The sequence below is a fragment of the Paenibacillus sp. SAF-068 genome (genome assembly GCF_051967555.1).
Lineage (GTDB): Bacteria > Bacillota > Bacilli > Paenibacillales > Paenibacillaceae > Paenibacillus.
The window spans coordinates 63,467-86,876 of record NZ_JBQCJX010000007.1 but is presented as its reverse complement, the minus strand read 5'-3'; the positions used below and the strand labels follow the sequence as shown (position 1 = coordinate 86,876).

Sequence of the window (23,410 nt, the reverse complement as noted above, 5' to 3'; positions counted from 1 at the left end):
CAGAATTTGGGCGGGTATTCAGAAGTTGCTGATAGAGGCCCAAGAAAGGAGAAATGTCCGTTCACGAAGAAGTTATATTTATCTTTTCAGGGATCTGTGCGAAACCATGGTATGAATGCTATGATCGGTGATAATACTCGAAAAGGATGTCAGAGTAACAGGGGAATCTAAATACGATTCAGTTCTTTCAGGAAGTTCACATATATAATTTATAGAATTGGGAGTGTCACCACATGAATCTGGATGAAGTGATGCAAGAGCTGGAAGCGCTGGGTAAAGAACGAACAAAAAAAATCTACCTCTCCAACGGTGCGCATGAACCGCTATTTGGCGTGGCAACCGGGGCGATGAAACCAATGGCGAAGCAGATCAAAAAGGATCAGCCTTTGGCAGAGCAACTATACGCGACCGGGAATTATGATGCGATGTACTTTGCAGGCGTGATTGCTGATCCTCAAGCGATGACGGAAGCTGACTTTGACCGTTGGATTGATGCTGCTTATTTTTACATGATCTCTGACTTCATCGTTGCCGTCACATTGGCAGAGACGGATATTGCTCAAGAAGTTTCGGATAAGTGGATCGCGAGCGGAGATGAGTTGAAAATGTCAGCAGGATGGAGCTGTTACTGTTGGTTGCTCGGCAGTCGAAAGGATGCTGAATTTTCGGAGAATAAACTGATGGAGATGCTGGAACAGGTGAAAAAGACGATTCACGAATCTCCAGAACGAACGAAATATTCGATGAACAACTTCCTGTATACCGTTGCAACATCCTATCAACCGTTGCACGATCAGGCAGTGGAGACAGCCAGGGCAGTGGGACCTGTGGAAGTGAACAAGGGCATGCCAAAGAGCAAACTGCTGAATGCCTCTGAGAATATCCAAAAGGCAGTGGATAAAGGGCGGGTAGGCTTCAAACGCAAATATGTAAGATGTTAATTGTAATTGTTGTGATGTGATAGACTAGAACATCAGGGATGTAACACATTCAGGAGGTGCTCGCACGCATGTAAAGAGTGTCTCCCTTTTTGTGTTTTTTTGAATATCACGTGCGTGTGTAACTGAAATCTAGTAACCGTCAAGCAACAAGTTAGTCAACAAATTCTCTGTCGATCCTTTATACTAATAAAGCCAGAAACATATCTAAGGAGTTGCCGAATCCAATATGAATAAAAAAGAAGTCGCGCATATACGCAAGCAGTTCAAACTCGATCACGATCTACTAAATATTTACGATATTCTCAACGTGTATATTACGAAGGAAACCAACGAGGTCTATCACTGGGAGCGTCACCCGTTCGAACTGGTGGATAGAGAAAAACAGGAGCTGTACATGGGCAATTTCAAAAAGTTGCTGACAGGCGATTTGGATCAGAAGTTGTTTGAACTGAAATTCCAGGAAGCGGCGGAGGACCCGGCACAGGTACTGCTTCACCAGGCGCTGGTAACAGGTGACCCGGACGAATGGCAGGATCTCATGCTGTTGCTCGTGGATCGAATGTTGGTGGATGCCAAGTATGAGCGGGATATGGTAGCTACGTTCGTGCGCGGACAGTATTATCTGCCGACCAAAGCTAGAAACGAAGCTTCGGAAGAGAGCGAGAAGAACGAGGTATTCGCCCATCCGTTCATTCTGTGCAGCGTGAACTCCACGGAGAAGCAGCGGAAAACGCTCTTGTTTGATTACGTGGAGAGAGAATTCAAATACAACATTATTGTCGATCCGATTATCAAGTTAAGCACGCCAGAGCAAGGATTCCTGTATCCTAGCGTGACAGACAACTACTCCGATGTGAATCGGGTGTTATATTGCACAGGGAAATCCAATTTCCCGGACCCGCATTTTGTTGAAAATGTTTTGAATGGAGAAAGATCCGTAACCGCACTTGAAGAACGTGCAATCTTCGAAGATATCGTCAAGGAAGTGGCCGGTGAACAGCTCGATTCAGCCACCATTGCACATGTCTACGAGGAGATCAACCGCGTTATCGAAATTAACGAAGAGTCCCATGAGGAAGAACCTCCGAAGCTGGATTATAAAGATCTGGAACGTGTACTGACTGCAAGCGGTGTAGAGGATCTGACCACGGAGAAAGTGGAACGCGCCTTCGAGACGATCGTGGACAACAAGAATTATGAAATGAAGGCGACTAGTGTTATGCCGAAGTTCACGTCCAAGTCTATCAAGATCGAAACCAAGGTTGCTACGATTTCGGTTAGCCCGCAAGACCTGAGATATGTGAAGCAGGTGAACTATCAAGGCAGACGTTGCATCATGATCGAAGTGGACGAGGATGTCGTGATTGAAGGGTTTACGCTTAACACAGAAAAACTTATCAACGAGTAATGGATAGTTGACCATGATGATGTAAATCATCGGACCAGGTCGACTGAGCATCCAACTATTGCAAATAGCCCAAGCCTAAAGCAAGACTTAACTGCTCCCTGTCATAGTAGACCGTAAAAGACTATTAATGGGAGTAGTTCAGTATGCCAAGGCACGGGCTTTTTTGCAATTTCATGATTGTTGCAGGAGTTGTCTGATATCCGCTGCCGGACTGGAGCCGAGCTCCTCTCTGAGCAATTCCTCCAGAACAAGATATTGGCGCTGCGCTTCGGTTCTTCGTCCGAGGGACAGATACAGCAGGATGATCTCGCGATGGATATCTTCCCGAATCGAGTCGATCTGGAGGATACGTTCAAAATAATACAGCGCCCGTAACGGCTCGCCTTCCTTCGCATGATAGTGGGCAGCAGTTTCCATCGTCATAATGAAATCCAGTTCCAGCTGTCTGGACCATGCGAAGGCCCACTCATAATGCCTTCCTTTCAGAAGTTCACCCGTATACAACGTGTCCATCCGCTCGAAGAGCTCTGGACGATGTGACGAGGCCTGACGCATCTGCCGAAACAAGGCCTCGAACTCGTACAAATCGCAGTCGATTGCATCGCGGTCAATACGGATGCCGTTCCTGTCCTTGAGAATGATCGGCACGTCACTATTGTCGCCGATGGCCCGCCGTACGTAATAAAGGGTGGAATTGATGTTCGTCCAGGCTTTCTGCGGACTGAGGTCCTTCCACAACGTATCAGCCAATGCATCACGGGTGGTTGATTTGGTATACAGCAGGAATGCGAGCAACTCTTCGGTTTTGGGCGTTCTAAGCTTGATGGGACTGTCTGCGCCACCTCCACCGAACACGGTGAATTCACCGAACAGACGAACGTTCAGCTTGGGTGCAGGCGTTGTCAGTTCGGAAGAGTCGACGGACTTATGAAGCTGCTGCTGCAACCGCTGAATACTGCGATTCAGTCGCTCAGCCGTAACCGGTTTAATGACATAATCGATGACCTCTTTGTCGAAGGCCTGCACCGCATATTCCTCGTATCCGGTCACGAGTACAATAGGGAGTGAAGGATAATGCTTGCGCAATTCACCAATGAGATGCATACCCGAAATTCGAGGCATCGTAATGTCCAGGAATGCTGCATCGAAGCTATTCTGTGCCGCATACTCACAGGCTTCCTCCGGATCATGAAACGCACGAGATACCTCGACTTCTCCACTTTCTGTCAAAATGCGATTCAGTCGCTTCAGCGACAAATCCTCATCGTCCACGATGATGACTTTTATCATGTTTCATACCCCCCGTTCCCATCTATGCCCAGACGTTGGTTTGGAAGATCAAATGTAATCCGTGTTCCCTCGCCGTCCAGACTTTCCATCTGAAGGTGTCTGCCATACAGCAGGTTCAAGCGGCTGGAGATATTCCATAGTCCCACGCCGTTGCTGCCGTCCGTGGATTGCCGAATTTCGTCCATCCGTTGTCTGGTTATGCCTATTCCGTTGTCCTCGATGGTGAAACGTGTTTCCGTATCATTCAGATTACGAATGGACAACATGACGCGACCACCGTCCATGCTGGACATCAGGCCATGACGAATGGCATTTTCGATCAGAGGCTGTAACGTAAGGGGCGGAATGTCCATGTTCCGGTTCACGTCCGCATCCACATCGATAATGACCTCCAGCCGTGAGCCAAAGCGAGCTTGCTCAATGGCAACGTATGCTTCGATCATCTCCAGTTCGTTCATCAGGCTCGTTTTTGAATCAAGGTGTTTAAAGTGCACACTCCGCCTTAAGTAACTCGATAATTGCAAAATCAATTGTTCTGCCCGATTCGGTGCATCTACACACAATTCGGCAATGGCATTCAGGGCGTTATACAGAAAATGCGGGTTCATCTGTGACCGCAAAAAGGATATTTCAGCATCTCGCGCAGCCTGGACGGAGGTTTTCATCCGGATCAAGCCGCCGATCCGTGCAAGCAATTCCTCCGATTCAAACGGTTTTGATACGAAATCATTGGCCCCTTTCTCCAAGGCCAGCTTCAACTGATGAGCTTTATTGCTCGCCGTAAGCATAAGCACGGGCAGTTCGGAAGGAGAGTAGCGCGCCCTGATCCGTTCCAGCAATTCGTAACCCGACATGTCCGGCATCATGATATCGGCAATGACCAGATGTACGGCAGGAAGCTGGTCAAGCAGTTCCAGTACGGAAGGGGAACGTGAGGTTACTACATAACTGTAACCTTCCAACTTCAAGAGATTCACTATGGTCTGCAAATTAGCCGAGTCGTCGTCCACAACGATGATCCATTCATTGAGATGCCCTTCCACAATCGTTGGTTCTTCAAATTGTAGTAACCGTTTACCCGGACCTGCAGGAGCTATGGTAAGTGGCATGACATTGGATCGTTTCTCTCCTTTACCCTCTGCGAGAGGAAAAGTCAGGATGAACGTGGCGCCAATGCCGGGTGCCGATTCCGCATGTATGGTTCCGCCATGCAATTCGACCAGTTTACGCGTAATGCTCAGCCCCAGACCCGTGCCTCCCGCAACGATTGGCCCGGTATCTGCTTCCTGCTCGAACGGCAGGAAAATATGCTCCAGCTTGTCGGTACCAATGCCGCGGCCGGTATCGATAATGCGGATTTCCGCTTTTCCATGAACAACGGCAGCTTCAATACTTACTGTGCCTTGTTCCGTGAACTTGATGGCATTACCGATCAGATTATGCAAGATCTGAATCAGTCGGTTGCCGTCTGCATGGATCGGCGGGAAATGCACCGGGATGCGGTTAACGAGTTCCACCTTTTTCGCGCCAAGCAAGAAGGAGTGCATCCGCATGACTGATTCGACAAACGAGTACAGATCGGTCGAAGACCGGTGCAACGGGATGTCGCCATGTTTCATTTTCGAATAATCCAGCAATTCATCGACCAGATAGGTTAATCGTCTGCCGCTTCCCGTCACAATCGCCAGGTTATGCGCCTGATTGTCGGTAAGCGGGCCTTCGGCACCTTTGAGCAGGCTCTCGCTGATGTTGACAATCGCATTCAGCGGTGTTTTGAGCTCATGCGAGGTGTTGGACAGGAAGTCATCCTTTACTTTATCCAGCAAGAGTAACTGGTCCTTGAGAGCGCGTACCGTACGATAAGATTCGAAGAATCGAAGGACCGCCAGAAACAGCATCAGGATGCTGAACAGAACAATGGAGACCTGTCCGATGTTCATATTTTCCTTGAGTGAGATGGAGAAAAGGTTAATGTCCAGACAGTACAGTGTGATGCTTAAGAGAGCCGCATACCACAGAAAGGCAGACAGTCGTTCACCCTTCTCACTCGTCAGGAACTGTGATGCGCATTGATACAGCAACCAGAGAAGCATCAGCGTATACATCACGACAACGTAAGGTGCAACAACCCCATAGACTGAGATTGGCAGGAGCGCGACCATGCATAAGTAAGCGCCGAACATGATCAGGGTCACTGTCGTAAGCAGACCTGACAAGATGCCTGTTTTGAATCGGTAGAAGTAAAAGGTCAACAGACCCAGACATGCCACGGAGCAGAAATCTTTTAATTTATAGAGCGTGCTAAAGGAGATTTCTGCGTTCACCATGGATAACACACGTTCGCTGATCATGCCGTTATAGAGTGCATACAGCAGACAGACTAGACCAAGCAGCAGCAGGGAATCGTCCCTGTTTCGGTAGAGTGCAGACCCCAGGTAACTGATGAGGAATATGACCGAAATGGTAGCCAGTACAGCAAGTGTGCCGAATTCGACAGCTGTGCTCATTTGATGTTTATTGAGCATGGCTGCCTGTTCGCCGAAAAAGAGTGGTCCCGGAATGCCAGAGTCCGTGTAATCGTAATTAGCCACCCGGATCAAAATCTCAATGTCACCGCCATGATAAGGGAAAAAGCCAATCTGGGGGGAGTTACCTGGTCGGTATCCCGCTGATTTCTCCACGGCATGTCCGTCTTCCAGCAGCTTGTTGCCATTGATATAGATTTCGCTGGCAAAACGAATGTTCATTTTCTTGATCGCCAGTGTTCCCCGGGCAGGTGTATTTTTGAGCACAAGCCGATAGGTGGCGAAGCCGTGGGCAGGCAGCCGTTTGCCATCCACTAACATTCGATTCCAGGAGCCGGGAACAATGGCATATGCATCCGGCGCTTTCGCTGGAGCAACCTGATTCTGAGTTGCAGATTCGGGAGGAAGAAGATGCTCCCAGTAAAACTCCCACTCACCGTCCAGCTTGATCCGCTCGTCCTGTTCCGGGTTCCAGTCCGAGAGGTCCATAACCCCTTGACGAGCATGAAGAGCCGCAGATTGAGGTTCTCTGATCGTTGACAGGAGCAGTACAGTAATAGCGAGTACAACAGTCAGGACAATGCCTGAAATTTTTAATAACACAAAATGCTGCTCCTTTAGAGGTTGTTCGATTCATGGATAGATTCGACATCAACTCTTGTATTCTATCGGCATTGTAGCGAATAACGCTGGGGGGCGCAATCATATTTCGACAAAATTCTTTCATACCCAACCTGTAAATTCCAATATGGATGCTTTTGCAGACTGAGACTCGGTATGAGCCGCTTTGCGCCAGGCTTTGGGCGATGTCCCCATCAGTTTGGCGAAGCAGCGGTTAAAGCTGGAGATGGATCGGAAGCCGACTTGCTCGGAGATGGAGAGAATGGAGGCGTCCGTACTTTTTAATCGCTTGCATGCTTCTTCAATCCGGGTACTATTCAGAAAATCGAGCGGTGTGGTCCCCATGATCTCATGGAACTTGCGACGAAAATGTGTCGTGCTTAGATGGCACTGATCCGCGAGGTAATCGATGGTTACGGGCATCATGTAATTTTGGGTGATAAACTCCAGCACGGGCGAGATGACCAAGTCACCTTGGAGGTCCCGTTCCTGGTTCTGAACTGACCAGCTTTCGTTGCCCGAATGAATTCGAAGCAGTTCGATATACAGAGACATCAACAAACCGTAAGCGCTCTCCCGATAGTAGGGGGACTGCTGCTTCATTTCTTCTACCACTGATGTTGCGAGCATGTGAATTTTGGGATGTTGTTCCTTGTTTAGAATGCAATTGGTTCCCTGAATCGCCCATAAATTCGGTTCAATGTGGCTTTGGGCTGTTTTGAGCGAATGACGGAAGAGTTCTTCCGGTGAAAAAAAGATATACGCCCACAGGCTGGCATGATCAGGTGAGCTGTATGTGGTATGCGGAAGATAGCGGGGAATGAACGTGATGTCACCTGCCCGAAAAGGTACAGATTCTCCCTTAATCTCCATGATCCCCTCATCTGAATAACAGATGCCAATCTCCATGTGGTTATGGAAATGAAGATGCTCACTTTTGATATCGGATATTCTCCAGCGGTCTCCACTGAGTAACAGGACAGGGAAATCAATGGGCAGGCTGTAATGACGATATTCAATGACAGGTTTCTTCGGTTTGGGCATTTTCCAGGGCTCCCCTGTTTAAATGATTGAAATTGCGCAGTTTTGTTATGAATATGCTTAGATTGAGACTATTTTACTGCGTACAATGAGATAAGTAAAGCGTTTACAAAATGGACGGACACCTCTCAGGGCGCACTTGGGGGCGTGTGCGCAGGGAGAGGGGAATAACAATGCTTCAAGTGAAATATGACAGGGAACAGATTCTAAACGTGATTGAGAACGTGACCAAGAAAACACTGGATATGGATCTGACATGGGATTGGCCCGGCGGTGTGGCGTACTATGGAGTATCCAGAGCCTATCAGACGACTGGCAACCAAGAGATTCTGGACAGGCTGGTGAAGTGGGCAGATGAATATATTGAGCTGGGTCTGCCCAGTTGGACGGTAAATACATGTGCCATGGGCCATGTGCTCATCACTTTATATGAAGAAACCGGGGATCAGAAATATTGGGATATTGTACTCAGCAAGGTTGATTATCTCCAGAATCATGCCCTTCGCTTTGGAGACCATGTGCTTCAGCATACGGTATCCGTTTCCAACGATTTTCCGGAACAGGCGTGGGCGGACACTTTGTTTATGGCGGCATTTTTCCTGCTCCGCGTAGGTAGCAAATTAAAAGATGAGGCCATGATTCAGGATGCGCTGAATCAGTATTACTGGCACATCAAATACCTTCAAGATCCGAGCAGCAGTCTGTGGTATCACGGCTATAACAATATCAACAAGGACCACATGTCCGGATTTTACTGGGGAAGAGCGAACGCTTGGGGAGCCTATACGATGTCCCAAGTGAAGCCGCAATTGAACGACTGGTATTTGTATCCGCAATGTATGGATGTAGAATGTGCTCTTCGCGATCAATTGGCGGCTCTCAAGTTGGTACAGACCGAGAACGGCTTGTGGCGTACGGTTTTGGATGACGAAGAATCGTATGAAGAGGTATCGGCTTCCGCTGGTATTGCAGCAGCCATGATCAATAACGGCAATCCACTGCATACCAAATATGTGCAAAAGGCACTGGAGGGCATCCTGAACAACATTAGCGAAGATGGACGCGTGCTTGGGGTATCTGGTGGTACGGCGGTGATGAAGGATCGGGATGGCTATCGCAATATTCCAAAAGACTGGATTCAGGGCTGGGGTCAGGGCCTGGCACTCGCTTTTCTGTCCGATATGTTGAGATAGGGAGGGAACCCAATTGTCCAAACCAACCAAAGGCTCCTTTACACTACCGGGAGAGTCCGGTTATGAGGCACTGACGCTGGAACTTGCCGATCGCTGGGGTGCGGATGTGATCCGTGACAGTGACGGTACGAAATTGTCCGATGAGATTATCAATGCCGGTTATGGCATCTATTCAACCATTTGCATCATCCGGGATCACAATGAGTGGGCATCCCGTAATTTGGATAAGCTGCAGCAATGTTTTCTCATTACGAATCCGAAGGTTGCTGTGCAAGATTATATATCCATCTATCTGATGGAGGATTTTTTTGCTGAACAATTCAGGGTGAACGATTCGAAAGAAGCGTTTAAATATTGGCAAGTGTATGATCGAACGACTGGAGAAGAAGTTCCTAGAGGGCAGTGGAATTATGAGAGGGAATCGGGCAATGTTGTCATTACTGGCGTTGCTCCATGGCATAAATACACGGTGAGTTTCATGGTCTATCGGATATGGGAAGAGATCTCCATGTACAATCATACGACAAATAACTGGGACAAAGAGCACCTGATGCAGATAGACCCGATCTATACGGACACACAGACCTATCTGCTGGATTGGATGGAAAAGTGGTGCCAGGATCATCCGGAAACAACGGTTGTACGTTTTACATCCCTATTTTATAATTTCGCCTGGATCTGGGGAAGTGACGAGCGGAATCGCCATCTGTTCTCGGATTGGGGTTCATACGATTTCACGGTAAGTTCGAGAGCATTGGATCTGTTCACTCAAAAATATGGGTATTCACTCTCGGCCGAGGACTTTGTGAATGGTGGTAAATATCAGGTCACTCATATGCCTGCGGATCAGCGAAAGCTGGATTGGATGGCATTTATCAATGACTTTGTGATTGATTTCGGTAAGAAATTAATTGATATCGTGCACAAGCATGACAAGCTGGCGTATGTCTTCTATGATGACAGCTGGGTAGGCATGGAGCCGTACAATGATCGCTTTGAGGAGTTTGGATTCGACGGCATGATCAAATGTGTGTTCTCCGGTTATGAGGCTAGAATGTGCTCAGGCGTTAAGGTGGATACCCATGAGATTCGATTGCATCCCTACTTGTTTCCGGTTGGCTTAGGCGGGCTTCCTACGTTCAAAGAGGGCGGAGACCCTACACTGGATGCGAAAAAATATTGGATTAATATCCGACGTGCGCTGCTTCGGGAACCGATCGACCGGATTGGACTGGGTGGATATCTGCATCTGGTAGAGCCGTATCCGGATTTTGTGGATTACATCGAGAAGATTGCTCATGAATTCAGGGATATGAAGGTTCTGCATCAGGCTGGAAAGCCTTATCAGATCAAGACAAAGGTAGCCGTTCTGCATAGCTGGGGCAAGTTAAGATCGTGGACCTTGTCCGGTCATTTTCATGAGACGCATATGCATGATCTGATTCATGTGAATGAGGCCTTATCCGGGTTGCCGATTGAGGTCAAATTCATTGATTTTGATGATATTCGTCAGGGTGTATTGAAAGATGTGGATGTCGTCATTAATGCGGGTTCTGCTGGTTCTGCCTGGAGTGGTGGAGCACACTGGAATGACCACCAATGTGTAGACATTCTGACCCAGTGGGTGTACGAAGGCGGTACCTTTATGGGGATCAACCAGCCTTCAGCGGTCCACGGGTACGACACCTTTTTCAGAATGGCGCATGTGCTTGGTGTGGATGAGGATACAGGTGCCAGAGTTGTTCATGGAAAATGGTCGGTTGAGGCTCAAGATGAACACGGCCTGGTTCCAGCAGAGGCAAATATATTGTCAAAAGGTAAAAGTAACATTTATCTAACGGATGGGACAGCTCAGGTATTGCACGAGACAGATGGTAACATCACATTGTCCACACATGCTTTTGGAAAAGGAAAAGGGATCTATCTGTCTTCATTCGAATTTAACTGGGCAAATACGAGATTACTGCAGAATCTGATTCGTTTTGCCGGGAATGAGGTGGGGGACACGAAGTATATTCCGGATAACTTGTATACCGAATGTGCCTACTACCCTGAGAGCAACATATTGGTAGTGATCAATAACAGCGATCAGGTTCAGTCCACGACGATTGATACGGAGCATGGAAAACAAACCGTGGAACTAGATCCGTATGATACGGTCATTGCCAAGATTGGGGATCTGAGATTGGTTTAGGACAGACAGCTTGATCATCAGCTGGCATATTAGAAATAGGCCCAGGTCTGCGGCAGTACAGCCGAGGACTGGGCTTATTGCCGTGACGAATATCGATGTTACTTCCCTCCGACATCATTTCATTTTGAGATAATATCAATGATTTTGTGCTTAGCGTCTTTGGCTTCAGGAATCGGGTAGAGTACGAAGACGTGATTCATTTTGGGATAAACAAAAGTATTATGCGCAATACCTTGCTCCGTTAGCTTTTTATCAAGTTCCATGTTGTCAGGAAATAAACCTTCATGGGTTCCGATGAAGATGCTAATCTTGCCAAGCCCTTCAAAATCCCCGTAGATTGGACTGATTAACGGATCGTTCAACGGTTTGTCAGCTGCCCAGATCCGCCGGATGACATCATATCCTTCCACAGCGAGCATAGGGTCGCGGGTCTCGTAATCAAATATGACCGGATTGTCCAGCACCATATCCACACAAGGTGATAACAAGATGATATCTTTGGGCTGCGGGAGATCATGCATCTTCAGATAGTGGGCCAAGGCAAGGGATATGTTCCCGCCTGCGGAATCTCCCATAATGGTGAGTTGTGCCGGGTCATCTACGGAGGCAAGCAGATCCCGGTAAAGATTGAGCAACTTCGGATACGTGTGCTGATAGTTGAAGTGCGGAACCTTTGGATAGATGGGAGCAACAACTTTGGCATTCAAAGTCTGAGCCATGCGGTCCATGAATTTCCAGTGTAAAGACAGAGGCTGATGTGTATGCGCCCCGCCATGAATGTAGAGAATGACCCTCTGTTCACGGGAATGCTGATCGTTTAGTGTGAATACCTGCATGTCTTCATGGGAGCGCTCTTTGACGGGAGATGACAGTTTTGTTTTACCCAAGGTATAAGGTTTAATGTTCTCCAAGCCCATTAGATCCAAGTGTTTGCGGGTAAGCTCACGTGTTGAAAAAAATTTCTTGGTATCTAATGTTCCGATATATTTCTCGAATAGAAAGCTCGTCAACGAGCGTTTGTGATTATGGATATACATGTTCATTGAGGAATCACCCTTCCTGATGGAGATTAGATATAAGATCTATGGAGAATATAAGTCAAGTATAAAGCTTGAAGTGTACTTCAAGGTCAATCTTAATTTTTCATTCAAACCGTTACGGTTAGAGTAAAGCATGCTACCTGTTGTATGTTATGATATTTGCATCTTCAAAAGTTCGATTGAAGGGGCATAGCGTATGAATCAGAGCATACAACAGTTTAAAGCGGATTTTTTCAAAGCGTTGGCGCACCCGATGCGGATTCAGATTCTGGAGCTGCTGAGCGAAGGAGCCAAGAACGTGAATGAACTGCAAAGCATTCTGGGATCGGAAGGCTCTGCCGTTTCACAGCAACTGGCTGTACTGCGCAGCAAAAACGTTGTCCAGGGAATCAAAGAAGGCACAACTGTCACCTATTCGTTGCGTGATCCGCTGATTAAGGACCTGCTGGCGGTTACCAAACAGATTTTTGACAATCATCTGGTTGATGCCATTTCCATGCTGGAAGATATTCGTAAAGAGTCCTGACACAAGAAACAAGAGCAACGGGGTGTAATGACCGGAGGTTCTTGTTTTTTTGTGTTGGTTTCATGTAGGAATTGTGCGTAATCCGATTGACAGGCGGGATGCAGGGGAGTAGTCTTTTGTTTATATTCAAATATTCAAATATATAAAGAAAAGAAGGTTATTGTACATGAGATGGATGGGGAGATATGCAGGTTACAATGCTGCTGCTTTTCGCAAGGATCTGTTATCGGGGCTGATTGTAGGTATTATTGCGATTCCACTCGGTATGGCCTTTGCCATCGCTTCCGGGGTCAAACCGGAGTATGGATTATATACCACAATAATCGCAGGGATTTTCATTTCCTTGCTGGGTGGGTCCAAGTTCCAGATTGGCGGGCCGACGGGGGCATTTATTCCGATCCTTTTCGCCATAGTGATGCAGTATGGATATGAGAATCTGCTAATCGCCGGAATGATGGCCGGTTTGATGCTTGTACTTATGGGCGTATTCAAGCTTGGGGCACTCATCAAGTTTATTCCCAGGCCGGTGACGATCGGTTTCACGGCAGGGATCGCCGTTATTATTTTTAGCGGGCAGATTACGAACTTCCTGGGACTTCGCGGCATCGAGAAGCATGAGGATTTCTGGTCCAATATGAAAGAAATCGGGATGCACCTCTCAACGATTAATATATACAGTGTGCTTACAGCTGGAGTCTGTCTGGCTGTTCTTCTGCTTGTGCCCAAGTTTGCACCAAAGGTGCCTGCATCACTGGTGGGGCTGGTTCTTTCGACGGTAGTCGCAGCTTTATTTTTTGAAGGGCAGGTAGCTACGATCGGTTCGTCCTTTGGCGCCATTCCTAGCGCCTTGCCTCAGTTTCATCTGCCTGAGATCACTTGGGAACGTATCGTGAACTTGCTGCAACCCGCTTTTGTCATTGCCATGCTGGGTGGAATTGAATCGTTGTTGTCTGCTGTTGTTGCGGATGGTATGACCGGAAGTCGGCATAACAGCAATCGGGAGTTGATTGGGCAGGGAATCGCTAATATGGTGACACCATTATTTGGGGGCATTCCTGCAACAGGAGCGATTGCACGTACGGCCACGAATATCAAATCCGGCGCAGTATCGCCATGGTCTGGCGTAATTCACGGTGTGGTAGTTCTGCTGGTACTTGTTCTCTTTGCGCCATATGCATCCCATATTCCACTTGCCAGTATGGCTCCTGTTCTGATGTTGGTTGCCTGGAATATGAGTGAACGGAGATCCTTCGTGCATGTCATGAAAACGAAAACGAGTGATTCGCTCGTTCTGCTTATTACCTTTTTGCTTACTGTATTTACAAGTTTAACAACGGCTGTAGAGGTGGGGTTGATTCTGGCCGTTCTTTTATTTGTGAAGCGGATGAGTGAGATGTTGAAGGTTGCCAAAGTACTGCCCGATCCCGAGCATAAACATGAGAAAGTCATGGCCCACATGGTTCGGGAAGGACATGACTGTCCGCAAATAAGCCTGTATACCATTGAAGGGCCGCTTTTTTTCGGCGCAGCGGATATGTTCGAGAAGTCGGTCATGAATTCGATTCATCGGCGACCGGGCATTTTGCTGTTGCGCATGGGCAAGGTGCCTTTTATGGATACGACAGGTGAATCCAATCTGGCCCGTGTCGTCAAACATATGGAAAGATCCGGGGGCAGGGTTTTACTTTCAGGCACTCAGCCGCAACCGATGGAGATGATGAAGAGAACAGGTCTGATTGAACGAATTGGTCATGATCATATGTTCGAGCACACGGGTGAAGCCATCGATTATGCATTAGTGCATCTGGATAATCAGAAATGCAGAGGGTGCAAACATTTTGCCTTTCGTGAATGTGCTGCATTGTCAGGTGCTGTTACCGACCCGGAGCGTAGTAACCTACTAAAATCTGGAAAGCGGGCCACTGCAAATAATCCTGTGTAATTCTGCTGATCAAAATATATATTCTGGAAAATAAATGAAAAATATACTATGTTATAGGTTGATGTATGAATACGATTACATCGTCATCATATGAGAATTAATCATACTAAACTGAAGGAGTATACATATGTCCATTCAACCGACTGCTTTACGTTCAGTGCTTAACCCCAGGTACCTGGAGTCTGCATTGAGCAATCAGTATGATATTGGAACATGGGAAGAATGTTTGTTTTGGCTTAGAGGATTAAATGATACCTACCGGGTACGTACTTCGACAGGCTTGTATATTCTTCGCATTTACCGTACTGAAGTCACGGAGGCAGATGTTCAGTATGAGCTATCATTATTGTCTCAACTGAAGAACGTTCTAGCTTTAGCAGAACATACTGACATTGGAGAATACACCGCGAAGAAGGATCACAAGGGATATACGGTGTTGGAGGCTGCGGAAGGCAAGAGGGTTGCTGTAATGTTTCGCTATATCGAGGGTACGGAGAACAACCTGGAGGATGAGGAATCCTGTTACGCCTTTGGTCAATCTGCCGCTGAATTGCATAAGGCTATGGATCAGGTGAACGTGGAGCTGCCCCGATATGAGCTTGATCTGAAATTTCTCATCGACGAACCCTTAGCGCGAATCATCCAGTATATCGGTGAGAACCATGAAGCAGCATCATTTCTTCATACGTTTGCCATAACGTTAAAAGAACGCATAGTTGCGATCTCCAGACAAAACCTGGACTTTGGTCTGTGCCATGGCGATATGCATGGAAACAATAACGCGTTTCAACAGGAGCATCAGTACGTTCATTATGACTTCGAATGGGCAGCTCCGGGATGGCGTGCGTATGATCTGGCTCAAGTGAAAATTCGGAAACGGCAGTCGGGTGATTCGGAGCAGAAACAAAGACTCTGGGATGCATTCATGAAAGGATACCGGACGGTTCGGAAGTTTACGGATGCAGACGTACAGGCAATTGACCTCTTTATTATCGCTCGAAGGTTCTGGGTGATGGGTCTGGATGTTGCTTTTATCGAGAGTGATATGGGTGCGCTGGATTATGGCGAGGATTGGCTGAATGACTTTCTGGAAGAGTTCCGGGACACGGGGATTGTATCGTAGGCGAGTGATGAACATTAGCAGAGGTATAGATTTGAATGCAGTAAGACCCTCCGAGTGAACTTGAACTCGAGAGGGTCTTTTTCAACGCATATGGAAGGTAACATCGTCACTTGTTAGTTCGATGATGATGAAGATGCGGCTGCGGCCGATGCTGCGGCAGCTGCGGTCATGGCTGCTTGTTGGGCGATGATAATATTCGTGATACTGGTTGAAATCGCTGTCGTAAGCACACCTTTCCGCAGATTCTCCACATGTTGGATGGCAATTAACGCAGATGAGAACAGAAGCAACTCCTGTTTGTCGATCGACCAGCCACCGAAGCCTTTTTGAGTCCGTAACCAGTCATTTGTTTCCGCGACCTGATCCACTAAGGTGTCTCTGTCCGAAGGCAGCAGGGAAAGTATCCCGAGAGAGGGTAATGTGTACGTTTTATCCATTCGGAGATCCCTTTTGCGGAAAGCTTGATTTAAGTCAATTACACGAGCACCTGCATCCGGGGTATCCTCTCCAAGAACCAATACCTGTGTTAACGCCTGCACACTGTTTCTGGAAGAGAACTCCGGTTTTAATTCCCTATAGAGTTGCTCCATACGGGCGACACCAGTATCCACGTCGAGATTGGAAAGGGCTAACATGGCAGCGAAAATGTAGTCATCCTGTCCAGTAAGGAAGCGATGCTCTGCTTTCATGCCATCATAAAATGATTTTGCCCGCTCTACCGTAGGTTGGAACTGATCGGATGATACCTGCGTGGCGATCTGATAGGCAGCAATAACCAGATAATCCGACGTACGGAATTTGATCTCTTTCATCAGGTCATAGACATGCAGGGTATCTGCAAGCTTTGCATTCTCATCCGTTGTGAGGGAGAGCATGGTAGCAATGCTAATGGCAGAATGACCTCTGAATGATGAGAACAGTTTCGTGTTTTTCTTAATCAACTCATGGCTTTGACGGATGACTTCCCCATCTGCTGTTTTATTCTCTGCTGCATAGAGCAGGGCGGCTAGACGGTGCATCATTCCATGTTGCCATTTGAACGACTTCTTGATGATCTGAGTGTTGGTAACGAATAATTCAACGCGTTCTGCATGATGCTGTTGCATAGGCAATACCTCCATTTTAGGAATATAAGAATAGCTGTCAGCCCTTCATTCCGTCGGTGTAAAGAGATTAGGTCATTAGGAATATCAAATGTATTAAGGCGATCATTCCCATGGGGTAAATCAATGATCTGGAGAAACCATTCTTAAATTCATTTCGAGGATGCTTCTCGAAAAAGAAATGCAATAGAGTATGTATGATGAAAAAGATATCCAGGACCCCAAATGTAATAGTCTGATACGAGCTAAAAAGCAGAGAAAGGATAATGGTATACATTGGAAGGTGGATCCAAGTGAAATACCTGTAGGCTTTATCATCTTCCATATCTTTTAACACGATGAACAATTTCCACTCGGACCTCCTAATCGCATCCATTTCGTGAAGCAGGAAGAGAGACAGGTTCAATAAAAATAAGACCAGTAAGAAGTCAGGCATGTGCGGCCTCCCGTTTTTAATGTAATACAAGTAGGTCAATATCGACAAGTTACGTACGATGTTGCGGTCCACTTATACAATACGTGAGCTGTCCATCAGGGTTCCAGCAACTTCCACATAGGGTTCGGTTAAAAAAACTTTCGTTTTGTTTGCACAACACTGCCCTGAATGGTCTATGAGACGGTCTGCCATATTCATTTAGCGGTTATCCTATATCTATAGGTGTAATGAATCCGTTTCCTCACATTCCTTGTTGTATTTCTGCGGCACATCTCGTACAATTTGGTGAAGTAATTCTGCATTGCGTTAATGTGAATGTGAAAATTAAAAAATTACATCAAGAAGCTGTACACAAGAAAAGGGGAGAATCGCTTGGAATCAAAGCAACTATCTAGAGGGCTAAAGCCCCGCCATGTTGAGCTGATTGCACTCGGAGGTACAATCGGCGTTGGCTTGTTCATGGGATCAGCGAGTACGATCAAATGGGCAGGGCCATCCGTGCTGCTGGCCTATTTGCTGGCCGGTATCATTATCTTTTTTGTCATGCGAATTATGGGGGAAATGTTGATTCAGGAGCCGGTAACCGGTTCGTTTGCTACATTTGCTCACAAATATATTAGTCCGCTTGCCGGATTCCTGACCGCCTGGAGCTATTGGTTCCTGTGGGTTACAGTTGGTATGGCGGAAGTTACGGCGATTGGCATCTATGTCGGGTATTGGTTCCCGGACATTCCGCAGTGGCTGCCGGCACTTGCCGGGGTACTCATCATTGCGGCGGCGAATCTGGCGGCTGTGAAGTTCTATGGGGAATTTGAATTCTGGTTTGCGATGATCAAAGTGACGGCTATTGTAGCCATGATCGTGATCGGAACGGGGCTGATCTTCTTCGGATGGGGGAATGGGGGTCAGGCGATTGGTCTGTCGAATCTGTTCAGCCATGGTGGTTTCTTCCCAGGAGGCATCAAAGGTTTCCTCTTCGCGCTGTGTATTGTAACGGCTGCGTATCAGGGGGTTGAAATGGTCGGTATTACAGCAGGCGAAGCGGAGAATCCGAAATACACCTTGCGTAAAGCGATCAAAAACATCGTGTGGCGTATTCTTATTTTCTATGTAGGCGCCATATTCGTAATCGTAACCCTGTATCCTTGGAACGAGGTAGGGGAGACAGGCAGCCCGTTTGTGCTCACCTTTGCCAAAGTCGGCATTGTTGCTGCAGCCGGGATTATCAACTTTGTGGTGCTCACAGCGGCCATGTCGGGATGTAACAGCGGGATTTACAGTGCAGGACGGATGTTATACACGCTGGCTGAGAATGGGCAGGCACCTGCCTTTTTCAAAAAGCTGTCCAAAGGTGGCGTTCCCCGCAACAGTATCGTCATTACGATCTCATTGTTACTGATTGGTGTTGTGTTAAACTACCTGATGCCGGACTCCAAGCTGTTCCTGTACATTTATAGTGCAAGTGTCCTTCCAGGTATGGTTCCATGGTTCGCACTGGCGTTCAGTCAGTTCCGATTCAGAAAGCGTTGGGGCAACGAGATGGCGGATCATAACTTCAAGTCCAAATGGTTCCCGATCAGCAATTACATTATTATTGTGTATCTGATCCTCGTCATTATCGGTATGGCGTTTAACCCGGATACGCGCTTGCCCCTGATAGTTGGAGCTACGTTCATGGCCATTGTGGTGGCTGGATATTTTGCATTTGGTATTGGAAAGAGACAACGGATAGATGGCGGCGAAGATCGCTAGTCCCATATTCCAGAGTCAATATATAACGTGATGTCATACATGCATTCCTTGAAACGATTGGAGCACCTGCGGGTGATTCAGCGTCATTCAGGGAGTGCATTTTTTGATCCGCCAAATTCAGGCTTGAATCTCCTGTAACTGGAGGTTTTAAGATTGGAGGTAGAAGAGCTGCCGCACAATAAAATCACTTTACTTGAATTCGCGGCAGACAGGGGAGGTTTAAGCATGAGGGCTATAGAATGGATTTATCTTATTTTCAACCTGCTTATTTTAGTGGGGGTAATCGGGATCGGGAGACAGAATCATCAGTTTCGGAAAATGGGATGGGGCGGATTCACCATATCGGGTGTGCTGTTGATCATCCATGGTGTGGTCGAAGGACTACGCTGGCCGATGATTCCGGCGTATTTGCTCACGTTGGTTCCATTGGCTGCGTTATTTACAGATTCAAGGCGCCAGCAACACTCAAGTGCAGCCACGCTGAATAGTAAAGGTTCCGAGGCATCTGTTACCACTTCGACGTCGACGAGTAAATTCGGACGTATTCGGGCCATTGCAGTGTCTCTGACGGTTTTGGTATACGCTTTTGTGAGCATTAGCTTGCCGTTGCTATTCCCGGTGTTTTCCTTTGCCAAACCAGCAGGTCCTTATGGAATTGGAACGGTGTCTTACGATTGGACAGATAGCAGTCGGGAGGAATTGCTGTCGAGTACCGCTGGGGAAAGACGCGAGCTGATGGTACAGATCTGGTACCCAACGAATCTAGAAGCTGAGGGAACAACAGCTCCTTATGTGAATGAGCCTGAAACCTATGCAACAGCCTTCAACGAAGTGCTGAAACTGCCAACGCTTTTATTTTCCAGTCTGAGTCAGGTCCAAACGCATGCGATACAGGAAGCACAATTATCTGATGCCGAAGCCAAGTATCCGGTCGTTCTTTTCTCTCATGGTCTGCATGGCTATGAAAATCAGAATACATTCCAGGTCGAGCAGCTGGTCAGTCAAGGTTATATTGTTGTGGGGTTGAATCACACGTATAGCAGTCTGGTGTCTGTATTCCCGGATGGACACGTGGCGCAATTTGAATCCGAAGGGAAAGAAGGATTTGAGCAGCTGCAATTCAGTTATATGGACAAGTTGAATGAGACATGGGTGAAGGACGTACAGTTTGTACTGGATGAGGTAGAGAAGCTGGCTGAGGGGGACCCGAGTGAGCGGTTTACTGGACATATGGATCTGGACAACATCGGCATGTTTGGGCATTCCTTTGGCGGAGCAACGACGGTACAGATGTTATTGAATGATCCACGTGTGAAAGCAGGCATGAATATGGACGGGGTATTGTTTGGTAGGCAACGTATCCCGGTCGAAGGTGTGGGCAAGCCGTTTCTGATGATGAGTGCAGACTCCACCGTTGCAGGTACGAGTGTCATGAGTGATGAAGAGATCGCTGCGATGGGTACGACCCGTCCGGAAGCCGAGGAATATTATGAGGAAGTGTATGAACGCTATGAACCGGTAACCGCAGGAGGGAACTACTGGATGGAATTGACCAACACCAAACATCTGAGTTTCTCGGATCTCTACCTGATCTCTCCATTGCTGGAGTGGTCGCAGGGTGTAGAAACGCGGAGAACACAACAGCTAATCAACGATACGACAATTGATTTCTTCAATCACTACTTGAGAGGGCAACCGCTCCATATGGACAAGGAAGTAGGAGAACACGAATCCTATACGTTAAAAAAAGGTTGAACTTAGAATGGAAGGAGACGGAGGTCAGTCTTCTTCCATTTGTTTTAAGCGTAACCGCATGCCTTCCTGTAACAGGTCAATGCCATCTACAATCTGGCTCCATTCGGGATTCATCACCTTGCACAGCTTGTTAAAACGCAGAATGCGAATTGTCACCGAGTTCAGCATATATTGGGCCTGTTTGCGAAAGAATACATCGGGTGTTTCGGCATGCTCGACACTTGCATACATCAACACAAAGTCCCACACCATGCTTTGCACAGCAGGGCTATCGATCGCCCAACGCTTGTCCAAAGCTTCGGTCGTGCGAATGCGAATAGCCTCCATTTTTTTAACCCAGACGTCCGCTTCGACTTGTGGTTGATTTGCCATAATGAAGAATGGAACCTCCAGCCGAGCCAGGTCATCCCAATAGCCCGGATCATTAATCAGTTTCTGGATTTCCTGCCAGGCCAGTGTTTGTCCAGCCGTCAGTTTCATATCTTTCATCATATATTTATCGAAAAAGTGCAGGAACGACGCTCTCCAATCCTGCGGAATACTGTCCAGCAGATGAGATTCATTCATCTTGGCGGCAACGAATTGTTTCCGTCTGCTCGCATTGGCCGTTAGCGATTCTACCAGACTGGAGATATAGGTGAGAGACTGTTCTGATTGCAGTGAAACCTCTTCTTCATGTTGTTTCGCTTGCTGTAAAACGGAGAGCATGGAATTCATCGTACCAATCTGGGTCTGCAAGGCTTCAATCTGCAGATCCAATGCCTGTGCTACCGCCAGTTCACCGGACATAAGCTTTCGAATATCCAGGATGCTGAAATTCAGATAACGAAGTGTTGTAATGAGTTCGAGTTGCCACAGGTCTTGCGTTGAATAGAGACGATGTCCGCCTTCCGTATGACTGGAGGGCTGCAACAGTTCAATCTCATCGTAATAACGGATCGTTTTCACCGTGGAGCCGATCAGTTTGGCTGCTTCACCGATGGAATAGGGTTCTTTGTTTGCATTCAACGAGATCACCTCATGTTCTATTATACAATCTCCAGTTAAAGGAGATTCAAGATCAGACGGTGGTCAGCGAATTCGGACGGACGTAGTTTAAATTCCATCCATCTCGGTTACAAAGGAAAGAGTGCAACTTTTAGGAAAACAACTTTTGATAATAAATTTAACATTTACATGATAACAAAGAACACTGAAATAACCTGAAGAAACGGAGTGTCCGCCTAAAAGCTTTCTGCAAGAAAGCTACATCGGAAGCTTACGCTATCCCCGGATCTTCCCCTTGTATAAGGAAGAGAAAAAAATCTGGGGATAACAGCGATCGGAAGGTTATTCTGTGATCGTAGTGATCTGTAAATAACCGAGGAGGAAATGAACATGGCGAATCAAGACCAGCACACCATGCAAGATCCAACGACACAATATCCGAAGGCTACAACGGAGTGGAAACAGCAACAGGATGAGCCGGGACTTCAGCGTGAGATGACTCCTGTTCCCGATGCGGGTGAGAAAAGTTATAAAGGCAGCGGACGTTTAACGGGACGCAAAGCGGTTGTGACTGGAGCCGATAGCGGAATTGGCCGTGCGGCTGCGATTGCATTTGCTCGTGAAGGTGCAGATGTCGTTCTGGCATATCTGCCGGAAGAGGAAGCAGATGCACAGGAAGTTGTGAAGCTGATCGAGGAAGCCGGGCGCAAAGCCATCACAATGCCAGGTGACCTGAAAGATGAGAAATACTGTGAAGAACTCATTGAGTCTGCAGTAAAAGAGCTTGGCGGGATTGATATCCTTGCTAACGTAGCAGGTAAACAGCAGTTTGTGGAGCAGATTGCGGATCTGACTACTGAGCAATTTGATGCGACGTTCAAAACAAATGTCTATTCCATGTTCTGGCTCTGCAAAGCAGCTGTGAAACACATGAAGCCAGGCAGTTCCATTATCAACACATCATCGATTCAGGCGTACAAACCTTCGCCAATCCTGCTGGATTATGCGACAACGAAGGCCGCGATTAACACGTTCAGCAAAGCGCTCGCCCAACAGGTGGGTAGCAAAGGGATTCGTGTCAATGTGGTTGCACCAGGACCGGTATGGACACCGTTGCAAGTCGTGGGTGGACAACCAGTCGAGAAATTGGCCGAGTTTGGTTCCAACACACCGCTAGGTCGTGCAGGACAGCCTGCCGAGATGGCTCCGGCATTTGTGTTCCTGGCAAGCCAGGAATCCAGCTATGTGAGCGGCGAGACACTGAATGCGAATGGCGGTACGGTTAGTCCGTAAATCGTCTTAGGCAATCCAATTTTGTAACGAGAGGGTACGGTCTCCATATTGGGGGCAGTATCCTCTTTTTTGTCGTTAAGATGAGAGAAAGAAAATATTTTGATATATGAAAGCGTTCTTATTTAAAACGGCAAAGGTACATGGTAATATATTCAAGAACATAGTCTTCGCTCCCAGCTCCGAGAGTACGTTGCTTATACAATGATTCTGTTCAGATCAATACACTATGCCTAGGAATCG

At 47.3% G+C, this 23,410-nt stretch carries 17 protein-coding genes; 10 read left to right on the top strand and 7 right to left on the bottom strand.

Annotated features, from left to right (window positions below):
- Positions 1–233: 233 nt before the first annotated feature.
- Positions 234–941: a DNA alkylation repair protein gene (locus ACTHPG_RS25390; protein ID WP_440392157.1), complete on the top strand. Its 708-nt coding sequence runs from the start codon at positions 234–236 to the stop codon at positions 939–941.
- A 226-nt stretch (positions 942–1,167) separates the two neighbouring features.
- Positions 1,168–2,349, top strand: coding sequence for a DUF4317 domain-containing protein (locus ACTHPG_RS25385; RefSeq protein WP_440392156.1), 1,182 nt, complete (start codon positions 1,168–1,170; stop codon positions 2,347–2,349).
- Between the two features lie 171 nt (positions 2,350–2,520).
- On the opposite strand, the gene ACTHPG_RS25380 is transcribed toward ACTHPG_RS25385, so the two are convergent.
- From ACTHPG_RS25380 to ACTHPG_RS25370, 3 genes are all read right to left on the bottom strand, one after another.
- Entirely contained in the window at positions 2,521–3,639 is a 1,119-nt protein-coding gene (locus ACTHPG_RS25380) for a response regulator (RefSeq protein ID WP_440392155.1), read from the bottom strand.
- On the bottom strand, positions 3,636–6,767 hold the full coding sequence (locus tag ACTHPG_RS25375) for an ATP-binding protein (protein ID WP_440392153.1): 3,132 nt from the start codon (positions 6,765–6,767) through the stop codon (positions 3,636–3,638). Before ACTHPG_RS25375 ends, ACTHPG_RS25380 begins: the two co-directional genes overlap by 4 nt.
- A 120-nt stretch (positions 6,768–6,887) precedes the next feature.
- A complete protein-coding gene (locus ACTHPG_RS25370; protein WP_440392152.1) occupies positions 6,888–7,829 on the bottom strand; it encodes a helix-turn-helix domain-containing protein in 942 nt (313 codons plus the stop codon).
- A gap of 170 nt (positions 7,830–7,999) precedes the next feature.
- On the opposite strand from ACTHPG_RS25370, the gene ACTHPG_RS25365 reads away from it, so the two are divergent.
- Together ACTHPG_RS25365 and gnpA are read left to right on the top strand one after the other, a co-directional pair.
- Positions 8,000–9,019 carry a glycoside hydrolase family 88/105 protein gene (locus tag ACTHPG_RS25365; RefSeq protein WP_440392150.1) on the top strand — a complete coding sequence of 340 codons (1,020 nt, stop codon included), beginning with the start codon at positions 8,000–8,002 and terminating at the stop codon, positions 9,017–9,019.
- Positions 9,020–9,032: 13 nt separating this feature from the next.
- Positions 9,033–11,213, top strand: a complete 2,181-nt coding sequence (gene gnpA / locus ACTHPG_RS25360) for a 1,3-beta-galactosyl-N-acetylhexosamine phosphorylase (RefSeq protein ID WP_440392149.1) — start codon at positions 9,033–9,035, stop codon at positions 11,211–11,213.
- Between the two features lie 119 nt (positions 11,214–11,332).
- On the opposite strand, the gene ACTHPG_RS25355 is transcribed toward gnpA, so the two are convergent.
- Positions 11,333–12,256 carry an alpha/beta hydrolase fold domain-containing protein gene (locus tag ACTHPG_RS25355; RefSeq protein WP_440392148.1) on the bottom strand — a complete coding sequence of 308 codons (924 nt, stop codon included), beginning with the start codon at positions 12,254–12,256 and terminating at the stop codon, positions 11,333–11,335.
- 193 nt (positions 12,257–12,449) lie between these two features.
- On the opposite strand from ACTHPG_RS25355, the gene ACTHPG_RS25350 reads away from it, so the two are divergent.
- From ACTHPG_RS25350 to ACTHPG_RS25340, 3 genes are all read left to right on the top strand, one after another.
- Positions 12,450–12,779 carry an ArsR/SmtB family transcription factor gene (locus ACTHPG_RS25350; RefSeq protein WP_091038881.1) on the top strand — a complete coding sequence of 110 codons (330 nt, stop codon included), beginning with the start codon at positions 12,450–12,452 and terminating at the stop codon, positions 12,777–12,779.
- A gap of 166 nt (positions 12,780–12,945) precedes the next feature.
- Positions 12,946–14,721: a SulP family inorganic anion transporter gene (locus ACTHPG_RS25345; protein ID WP_440392147.1), complete on the top strand. Its 1,776-nt coding sequence runs from the start codon at positions 12,946–12,948 to the stop codon at positions 14,719–14,721.
- A 127-nt stretch (positions 14,722–14,848) separates the two neighbouring features.
- Positions 14,849–15,844 carry a phosphotransferase gene (locus tag ACTHPG_RS25340; protein WP_440392146.1) on the top strand — a complete coding sequence of 332 codons (996 nt, stop codon included), beginning with the start codon at positions 14,849–14,851 and terminating at the stop codon, positions 15,842–15,844.
- A 113-nt stretch (positions 15,845–15,957) separates the two neighbouring features.
- Here ACTHPG_RS25340 and ACTHPG_RS25335 read toward each other — a convergent pair whose 3' ends face one another.
- On the bottom strand, positions 15,958–16,950 hold the full coding sequence (locus ACTHPG_RS25335; protein WP_440392145.1) for a DUF4003 family protein: 993 nt from the start codon (positions 16,948–16,950) through the stop codon (positions 15,958–15,960).
- A 67-nt stretch (positions 16,951–17,017) separates the two neighbouring features.
- Positions 17,018–17,383, bottom strand: coding sequence for a DUF6713 family protein (locus ACTHPG_RS25330; RefSeq protein WP_440392144.1), 366 nt, complete (start codon positions 17,381–17,383; stop codon positions 17,018–17,020).
- A 372-nt stretch (positions 17,384–17,755) separates the two neighbouring features.
- Here ACTHPG_RS25330 and ACTHPG_RS25325 point away from each other — a divergent pair, with 372 nt between their 5' ends.
- Both ACTHPG_RS25325 and ACTHPG_RS25320 read left to right on the top strand, forming a co-directional pair.
- Positions 17,756–19,135, top strand: a complete 1,380-nt coding sequence (locus ACTHPG_RS25325; protein WP_440392143.1) for an amino acid permease — start codon at positions 17,756–17,758, stop codon at positions 19,133–19,135.
- A 225-nt stretch (positions 19,136–19,360) separates the two neighbouring features.
- Positions 19,361–20,890 (top strand): alpha/beta hydrolase family protein, encoded by a 1,530-nt coding sequence (locus tag ACTHPG_RS25320; RefSeq protein ID WP_440392142.1) that lies wholly within the window; start codon positions 19,361–19,363, stop codon positions 20,888–20,890.
- A gap of 24 nt (positions 20,891–20,914) precedes the next feature.
- Here the strand turns inward: ACTHPG_RS25320 and ACTHPG_RS25315 are convergent, their stop codons facing one another.
- Complete coding sequence (locus ACTHPG_RS25315) at positions 20,915–21,898, bottom strand: MerR family transcriptional regulator (protein WP_440392141.1); 984 nt, start codon at positions 21,896–21,898, stop codon at positions 20,915–20,917.
- Positions 21,899–22,267: 369 nt separating this feature from the next.
- On the opposite strand from ACTHPG_RS25315, the gene ACTHPG_RS25310 reads away from it, so the two are divergent.
- Complete coding sequence (locus ACTHPG_RS25310; RefSeq protein ID WP_433750729.1) at positions 22,268–23,170, top strand: SDR family oxidoreductase; 903 nt, start codon at positions 22,268–22,270, stop codon at positions 23,168–23,170.
- The last annotated feature ends 240 nt before the right edge of the window (positions 23,171–23,410 follow it).